The 8,330-nt window shown below is 56.9% G+C and carries 8 protein-coding genes; 7 read left to right on the top strand and 1 reads right to left on the bottom strand.

Annotation, left to right across the window (positions count from 1 at the left end):
• The first annotated feature begins 1 nt into the window (after position 1).
• The 7 genes from ACVWZG_RS12420 to ACVWZG_RS12450 all read left to right on the top strand — a co-directional run bounded on the left by ACVWZG_RS12420 (position 2) and on the right by ACVWZG_RS12450 (position 7,727).
• Positions 2-520: a GNAT family N-acetyltransferase gene (locus tag ACVWZG_RS12420; protein WP_457407239.1), complete on the top strand. Its 519-nt coding sequence runs from the start codon at positions 2-4 to the stop codon at positions 518-520.
• A gap of 67 nt (positions 521-587) precedes the next feature.
• Positions 588-878, top strand: coding sequence for a 4a-hydroxytetrahydrobiopterin dehydratase (locus ACVWZG_RS12425; protein ID WP_414522227.1), 291 nt, complete (start codon positions 588-590; stop codon positions 876-878).
• 140 nt (positions 879-1,018) lie between these two features.
• Complete coding sequence (locus ACVWZG_RS12430; RefSeq protein WP_011434413.1) at positions 1,019-1,975, top strand: NAD(P)H-binding protein; 957 nt, start codon at positions 1,019-1,021, stop codon at positions 1,973-1,975.
• A 405-nt stretch (positions 1,976-2,380) separates the two neighbouring features.
• A complete protein-coding gene (locus tag ACVWZG_RS12435; protein WP_011434414.1) occupies positions 2,381-4,216 on the top strand; it encodes an NAD(P)H-quinone oxidoreductase subunit F in 1,836 nt (611 codons plus the stop codon).
• Positions 4,217-4,266: 50 nt separating this feature from the next.
• Positions 4,267-5,760 (top strand): NADH-quinone oxidoreductase subunit M, encoded by a 1,494-nt coding sequence (locus ACVWZG_RS12440; RefSeq protein WP_457407242.1) that lies wholly within the window; start codon positions 4,267-4,269, stop codon positions 5,758-5,760.
• A 116-nt stretch (positions 5,761-5,876) separates the two neighbouring features.
• Positions 5,877-7,187, top strand: coding sequence for a CO2 hydration protein (locus ACVWZG_RS12445; RefSeq protein WP_414351925.1), 1,311 nt, complete (start codon positions 5,877-5,879; stop codon positions 7,185-7,187).
• Between the two features lie 81 nt (positions 7,188-7,268).
• Positions 7,269-7,727, top strand: a complete 459-nt coding sequence (locus ACVWZG_RS12450) for a fasciclin domain-containing protein (protein ID WP_457407244.1) — start codon at positions 7,269-7,271, stop codon at positions 7,725-7,727.
• A gap of 33 nt (positions 7,728-7,760) precedes the next feature.
• On the opposite strand, the gene ACVWZG_RS12455 is transcribed toward ACVWZG_RS12450, so the two are convergent.
• Positions 7,761-8,330, bottom strand: a 570-nt coding sequence (locus tag ACVWZG_RS12455; protein ID WP_457407245.1) for an RNA-guided endonuclease InsQ/TnpB family protein, incomplete at its 5' end; no start/stop codon positions are given.

The following is an 8,330-nucleotide window of genomic DNA, read 5'->3' on the forward strand; positions in this document are numbered from 1 at the left end:
GATGGCTGAACAAGGGATCCCTTTGCCTGTGGGTTATCGTTGGCGCATCGGTTCAGCCTGGGATCGGCCCTGGGTGAGACGAGGATTGCAGGCCACGTTGCAGGAATCTTTTCCAGAGCAAAGCAACTGGGATCACCTAGAAGAGACGCTGGATCGCCTCTTCGACCCACCCCGCACCCCCTGCTGGTGGATCCTCAAGGAAGAAACAGGGGAGCCGGTGGGCTGTGTTTGGGCCGGCATCTCCACAGATCAAGCCACCCATCGGCGGGTGGCCTACGTCTTTTTGCTCTGGGTGGATCCCGCCCATCGCCGGCAGGGCCTGGGCAGAGCTTTGATGCAACAGGTGGAACGCTGGGGATCCCAGCAGCAGCTGGCGGCCATCACCCTGCAGGTTTATCGCCATAACCAGGCTGCCCTCAATTTCTACAAGCGGGCCCATTTCTCCGTGCAAGGCTACTGGCTGTACAAACCCCTCGGCGCCGCTGGCGTGGCAGAACCAAAAGGTTATGAAGTTTTGTAAATAAGCTGGGATCCGCTCTCAGTTGCTCTTTTGATGAAAGCGGTGGTAAAGACTGGAGGGAAAGCCCATGTCCAGACCTGTCAAACTCAGTGAAGCTGAGGTCCAAGCCAAGCTGGAAAATCTGCCGGGCTGGTCTTTGCAGGATGGGAAGCTGCATCGTCAATTTCAGTTTCGCTCCTTTGTCGAAGCCTTTGGCTGGATGAGCAGTGTGGCCTTGGTGGCCGAGAGCATGGGGCACCACCCCGAATGGAGCAATGTCTACAACCGCGTGCGGGTGGATCTCACCACCCACGATGCCGGGGGCATTACAGAACTGGACTTTACCCTGGCGCAACGCATGAACGAGCTGGCCAGCTAGACGCTTCAGTACCCAACTTTGGGGATCCCTCAAAGCCGGCTTGGCAGAGGATCCCCATTGGTTTGTTGCTGCCTCTAAGGTTGTGTCGGGAGTTGCGCTGGTCTGATAGACTAAGCCTAAGGTTAAGAAATGATAATTTTATGAACGTGCTGGTTGTGGGGGCGACGGGAACGCTGGGCCGTCAAGTGGTACGCCGAGCCATCGAAGAGGGACACCAAGTTACCTGTCTGGTGCGAAATCCGGCAAAGGCTGCTTTCTTAAGTGAATGGGGCGCTCACCTGAAGGTGGGAAACCTGCTTCAGCCCAGCACCCTCAACTCCGCGATGGAAGACATCGAGGCGGTGCTCGACTGTGCTACGGTGCGGGTGACCGACACCCTCAGCGCCCGTCAGGTGGACTGGGATGGCAAGGTTGCCCTGATCAATGCGGCACGGGCTGCCCAGGTAGGGCATTTTATCTTTTTCTCCATCATGGGCGCCCACCACGAGTATCCCAATGTGCCCCTGATGAATTTCAAGCATCACATTGAGAAGTATTTGATCGGATCCCAGATGCCCTACACCATTTTCCGGCCAGCGGGCTTTATGCAGGGGTTGATTGGCCAGTACGCCATCCCCATCTTGGAAGAACAAATCGTCTGGGTAACCGGCGAGGGCATGCCAACGGCCTACCTAGACACCCTAGATGCAGCCCGGTTTGCGGTGCGAGCTCTCACTGTAGAAGCTGCCAAGCAGCAAATCTTTCCCTTGGTGGGGCCCAAGGCTTGGACGGCTCGAGAAGTCATTGCCTTGTGCGAGCAGCTCTCCGGCAAAAAGGCCAAAGTCAGCACCATGCCGCTGGGACTGCTGAGAGGGGCGCGCAAGGTGGCGCAGTTTTTTCAGTGGAGCTGGAACATTGCCGACCGGCTGGCGTTTGTGGAGGTGATCGCGGCCAAAGAACCCATGCACGCCGATATGACGCCTGTATGCGAAACCCTGGGGATTGAACTGGCCTCTCTGACCTCTCTTGAGGACTACCTGGCGGAGTATTTCCAGAAGATGTTGAAACGGATTCGCGAGCTGAAGGTCAAGCAACCTAAAGTCAAAACGCCCTTCTAGGTCGTTGTTCTCAATCTTCATCTTCTTGGCAATTTCACAGGGACTTACGATGGTAGCCTTGGGATGAAGAGGTGAATGGGATCCTGCTTGCGTTAGCCTATCGAAGACCGGAAGTAGGGCAGCAGAACTTCGGGGATGTCCTAGAGCCATTCACGGTATCTGCGCAGCCGGGGATCCTGAGTTCCCAAGGAGTTTATTCCCATCTACGCTTTAGAGAGTGAGGTGGTGACAACAAGAGAGTAACCTCTGTTGCCCCTTGCTAAGGTATAGACTTTTGTCTATAGATCTCATCGAGAAGTTCAATTTTTATCTATCCTAATTTGCAGCTAAGATGCTGCTTAAGATTTTTTACAGGATCTCAGCAAGTGTTCCAGTTTGGCCAAGATCCCTGGCCGAAGGAGGATTATGAGCTTGAACGGGCTGGTCACAACTGCATGGCTGATTCCCCTCTACGCTTTGGTGGCGTGGGCGGGAGCGCTGATCTGGTCCCCAGGAATCACCCGGCGCACGGGACCACGTCCGGCAGGTTATTTGAATGCCCTGCTGACCTTAGTGGCTTTCCTTCACAGTGTGGGAGCGCTGGTGGCGATTTGGGATCAGCCGGCGCAGGTCATTCGGTTGCCTTGGCTGCAGGTGGGGGATCTGATGTTAGAGCTGCCGCTGCAGGTGTCATCGGTAACTCTGGGGGCCTGCGCTGTGGTGACGGGTCTGAACCTGGTGGCCCAGATCTACGGCTTTGGCTACATGGAAATGGACTGGGGCTGGGCGCGGTTTTTCTCCCTGCTGGGCCTGTTTGAGGGGGGGATGTGTGCCTTGGCTTTGTGCGACTCCCTCTTTTTCAGCTACGTGATCCTGGAGATTTTGACCCTGGGCACTTACCTGTTGGTGGGCTTTTGGTTCAACCAATCGCTGGTGGTGACGGGAGCGCGGGATGCTTTTTTAACCAAGCGCATCGGCGACCTGTTGCTCTTGATGGGGGTAATCGCCATCTATCCCCTGACCGGCTCCTGGGAGTTTGAGGATTTGGCGGCTTGGGCTGAGGCGGTGCAGGCAGGATCTGTCACTGTGGATCCCACCCTGCTGGCCCTGGTAGGGCTGGGGTTGCTGGCCGGCCCCGTAGGCAAGTGTGCCCAATTTCCTCTGCACCTGTGGCTGGATGAGGCGATGGAAGGGCCGATCCCCTCGACGATCTTGCGCAATGCGGTGGTGGTGGGCACAGGGGCCTGGGTGTTGATTCGCCTGCAACCCCTCTACGAGCTTTCCCCAACGGTGCTGAAGGTGATGCTGACTATCGGCAGCTTGACGGCGGTGGGGGGATCCCTAGTGGCCTTGGCCCAGATCGATGCCAAGCGGGCCCTGTCTTATCTGGTGAGCGCCTACATGGGCTTGATCTTTGTGGCGGTGGGCACCGGTCATCCCCAGCAAGCCTATGGGTTGCTGCTGACCTATGCGCCCGCGATGGCCCTGTTGGTGATGGCGCTGGGCATGGTGATCTGGAACAGCATTACCCAGGATCTGCGCTATCTAGGAGGCTTGTGGTCGCGGCGCCCTATCTCGGGGCTGTGCTTCTTGACCGGGATGGCTGGAATCATCGCTTTGCCTCCCTTCGGCTCCTTTTGGGTGCTGACGGATCTCTGGCAGCAGTTGGTGCAACCGGGGCAGGGGTTGTGGGCGGCAGTTGTGCTGGTTACCAATGCGGTGACGGCGCTGGGGCTAACGCGGGTATTTGGCCTTGTTTGGGGGGGCAAACCGCAGCAGATGAGCGAGCGCTCGCCAGAGGTGCATTGGCCGATGATGTTGCCCAGCACCGCCATGATGGGGGTAACGCTGCACATGCCCATGATCCTATCGGCACTAGGTCTGATTCCCGCTCTGGAAGGGATCCCTGTTGGGGTAATGACGGGCTCCAGCTTGACAGGCATTGCCTTGGGAGCCTGGCTGTATCTGCGTCCGCAGCGGCAGCCGGTGGACTGGGCCTTCTTGGCCGACTGGCAGGATTTGTTGGCCAACGACTTCTACACCCCCAAGCTCTACCGGGCCAGTGTGGTGTTTGCGGTACGCATCATCTCTGAGGTTACAGCCTTGTTCGACCGCTATGTGGTAGACGGCTTGGTAAATTTGACCAGCTTGGCGGTATTGGCGGGTGGACAGGTTTTGAAATACACCACCTCTGGCCAGTTGCAAGCCTACGTGCTGACGATTGTGGTGGGGGTGGCCCTGCTGGGCTGGCTGATTCTCTAGGCTTGGGCAAGGTAGCGGGACGGAGTCCTTAGATAAAGAGGGAAAAGACCATGCTGAGTGCCTTGATTGTGTTGCCGATCTTGGGATCCCTGCTCCTGTTCTTAGGCTTGGGGGGGCGAAAGCTGGCGGTGGCCTTGGCCGGGATCCTGCTGGGGATCTCGCTGCTGCTGTTTGCCAACTTTGACCTGCAAGCGGAAGGGCTGCAGTGGGTGCAGCGGTGGGATTGGATCCCGGCAATTGGGCTGAGCTACTCCCTGGGCCTGGACGGGTTTTCCCTGCTGATGGTGGCTTTGAATGGGCTGCTCACGCTGATTGCGGTGCTGACAGCTGAGCCAGAGGTGAAGCGGCCCAACCTCTTATACGGCTGCATTTTGTTCATGAGCGGGTCGGTCAACGGGGCTTTTGTTGCCCAGAACCTGCTTTTGTTCTTCTTGTTTTACGAGCTGGTGCTGATCCCGATCTACCTGCTCATCTCCATTTGGGGCAGCCCCAAGCGGGATTATGCTGCCATCAAGTTTTTGATTTACACCGCCGTTTCCGCCATCTTTCTGTTGGGGGCCTTTTTGGCCATCTACTGGCTGGGGGATCCCCATAGCTTTGAGCTGCTGGAGATCCGCATCACCTCTCTCAGCCCTGTTGCCCAGACCTTGACGCTGTTGGCCTTGATCGTGGCTTTCGGCATTAAGATGCCGCTGATCCCCTTCCACACCTGGTTGCCTGATGCATACGGGGAGTCGTCGCCGCCAGTGGCCATCCTCCTGGGAGGGATCCTCTCCAAGTTAGGCACGTACGGTCTGTTTCGCTTTGGGCTGCAGTTGTTTCCTCAAGCTTGGGCCGACCTGGGCGGGATCCTAGCCTGGTGGGGAGCCATTGCCGTGTTGTCCGGGGCTTTGGCAGCCATCGCCCAAAAAGACATCAAGCGCATGGTGGCCTACAGCTCCATTGGCCATATGGGCTACATCTTGCTGGGCATGGCGGCAGCCACCCCCATTAGCCTGACCGGGGCGATGGTGCAGATGGTCTCCCATGGTCTCATCTTGGCGCTGCTGTTTGATCTGGTGGGCTTGGTGGAGCGCAAAGTGGGAACGCGGGATCTGAACGTACTCAACGGCCTGCTCAACCCCTTGCGGGGCTTGCCCACGGTGAGCGCCCTGCTCATCTTGGGGGGGATGGCCAGCGCCGGGATCCCTGGCCTGGTGGGCTTTGTGGCGGAGTTTTTGATCTTCCAGGGCAGCTATCAGGATTTTCCTTTGCCGACTTTGATCAGCATCTGTGGCACCGGTTTGACGGCGGTGTACTTCGTGATTTTGCTAAACCGCACCTGCTTTGGCAGGTTGGACAACCGCACCGCCTACTACCCGCGCGTGCATGGCTGGGAGCGGATCCCGGGGCTGATTTTGACGGCCTTGATCGTTTGGTTTGGGATCCAGCCCATGAACCTGGTGAAATGGCCGCAACCGTTGGCCTTTACCCTATCCACCCAGGTGGCTCAAGCGCAAACGCTTATCCTGGCCTCGGCTGGCGATCTTGCCGATTCTCCCTAGGGAGCTGGGCTGCCTTCTCTGGAGCAGATCAAGGCAATCGGGAAACTTCCAGGAATTGAGATCCCAGGGAATGACCTCAAGGAGCCAGAACTTTTGAAGAGTTGGAGACTTCTTCTATGACGACAACCCTCACAGCCCGCAAGCTGCCCCCTTCTACCCATCCTTTTGCGGATATAGTCCACCGCCTGGAGGCAGGGGGATCCATGCTGCCGGATACGCCGGAAAACCTGATGCAAATTATCGGCCTCTACAAAGCCTATGCCGTGCCAATGGATTTCTACTGGCGGGATCTGCTCTACATTGCCGAGCAGGTGTTTGTGGATCCCTTGCCTTTTTTCAAGTTCATCATTCCTGAAGAGTATCTGAAGCTGGCCAACCACTACGCGGGGGATAACGCGGATTTGCGCATTTGGCGAGGCCAGGCTACGGCCCATCCCGAGCTGCTGGAGTTTATGGAAAAGGGGGAGCTGAAGCGCAAGCTGCCCAGGATTTTGCATCACCTCTGGCATGACCGCATCAACATGGAATTTGCCGAAGAATGTATGCGGGCCATGCTCTGGCACCGGGATATGGGGGGCTTGCTGGATCCCTACATGGATTCCGAAGAATACAAGCAAAATGCCGACCGCGCCATCCGCGCCTATTGCCAGGGCAACCCCTTGTTGATGGGGCTATACAAGCTCTTCCCCGATATGTTTTTGGAGCTGTGCCGCCAGGCCACCATGTACTCGGTGTTGGGCCTGTTTTGGGAGGTGATGGCTCCGGTCTTTTTTGAGATGAGCGATCTCTACGATGAAGGCAAAATTACCAGCGTGCCGGAGGCGATGAACTTTCTGGTCAACGGGATCTTCGCCATTGCCGGACGACCCATCTACCACCGCGTGCGTATTCGGGGAGAATGGTACGATATTGTGCCCAAATCCAAAGGATTCACCTGGCTATATGAGGCTGCCTTCCCCTATGTAGAGGCCGTGTTTTATCGCACCTCTCCTTTCCGCGGCACTAAGTCCTACAACGCCCAGGCCAACGAAGTTCCCACCAACCAGTTGGACTTCCACTACGGGATCCTCTACGCCGATAAGTTTCCGGTGGGCACCGCCGGGATCCCGCCCACGCTCTTGCACCAGGATATGTACCACTTTTTGCCCCAGTATTTGGTGGAGTATTATCGCAAGCATTGCCGCGGCGAAGAGGACATGCTGATTCAATTGGGGGTTAGCTTCCAGCGCTCCATGTACAACGTCACCTCAGCCGTGATTCAGGCGGGAAGGGCCGCTTTCTTGTATCCCCTTGATGATCCAAATCCACGGCACTTGATGATGAACCGCCGTTATTTTGAGGGACAACTCAATCGCTTCACCCGACCGGAATATGGGATCCGGGAAGCAGCTCGCCTCGCCTACATTCAGGATCAGAATTATCGCTAGCCCGTGGCAACTTTAATGATCCCAAAGCCTTTCGAGCAGCAATCCAGTTAGCAACAACTTCACAGCAAAAGGATCCCGGCCATGCCCGATATTGTCGATATTGCCGTCTCTGCTGAGGGCTTTTCCACCTTGGTAACTGCCGTTAAAGCGGCAAACCTGGTAGACACTCTCAGAAGCCCTGGCCCCTTTACCGTTTTTGCCCCCACCGATGCGGCTTTTGCCAAGCTGCCTCCTGGCACCATCACCACCCTGGTGCAAAATATCCCCCAACTGACTCGCATCCTGTGTTACCACGTGGTGCCCGGCCGCTTGAAAAAGGCAGATTTGGCCAAGTACCAAAGTGTGGGCTCGGTAGAGGGATCCCCCATCGACTTGTTGATTGAAGGGGACGTTTTCGAGGTCAATAACGCCACCGTTATCCAAGCGGACATCGAAGCCGATAACGGCATCATCCACGTCATCGACACTGTCATCCTGATGCGGCCCCACTGGTTCTGGCCGATCATGAACTCTGCTTTGGCCGCCTCGGCCAGAGGATAGACAGATCTATCGTAAACTACCCGGCTCCGACCGCTAAGCGGTACGGAGCGGGCTTTCAGTAGCCCTGAGCCTGTTCTGCTCTACCAGAGAACAAAACAAGCCCGAACCTCTAGGCTGGTTTACGACAGCCCCCAAGAGCGCAATCACATTCGCACCATTCAAATCCGCATCCCCTTCCCATCCACAGTGCCCGCACTTGAACGACTTGCCACTGCGGTAGGATTGCGCAGGGTCGGGATGGATGTGCAAACACTTGTGGCAGGTCTGCGACGTGTAAGCAGGCGGCACAAGAATCAGAGAAACCCCTGCAACCCTCGCCTTGTATTCCAGAAACTGGCGTAGCTGGTAGAACGCCCAACTGTTGGTTCTGCGCCGTTCGGCTTTGCTGCGTGGCTGTTGATTGACCCTTTCCCGGATCCCTGTCAGGTCTTCCAGAGCAAGAGCGCTGTCGGTAGCTTTTGCCCTAGAGACAATAGCTTTGGAGATGCGATGATTGACCCACGTTTGGAAGCGTCTCTCCTTGCCAGACAGCCGTTGCAACAGTTCTCTGCATCTGCGCCGCGAACTGCGTGTGCCCTTACTGGCTTTGCGTTGGAGTGCCGC

It is taken from the genome of Thermostichus sp. OS-CIW-33 (genome assembly GCF_054059615.1).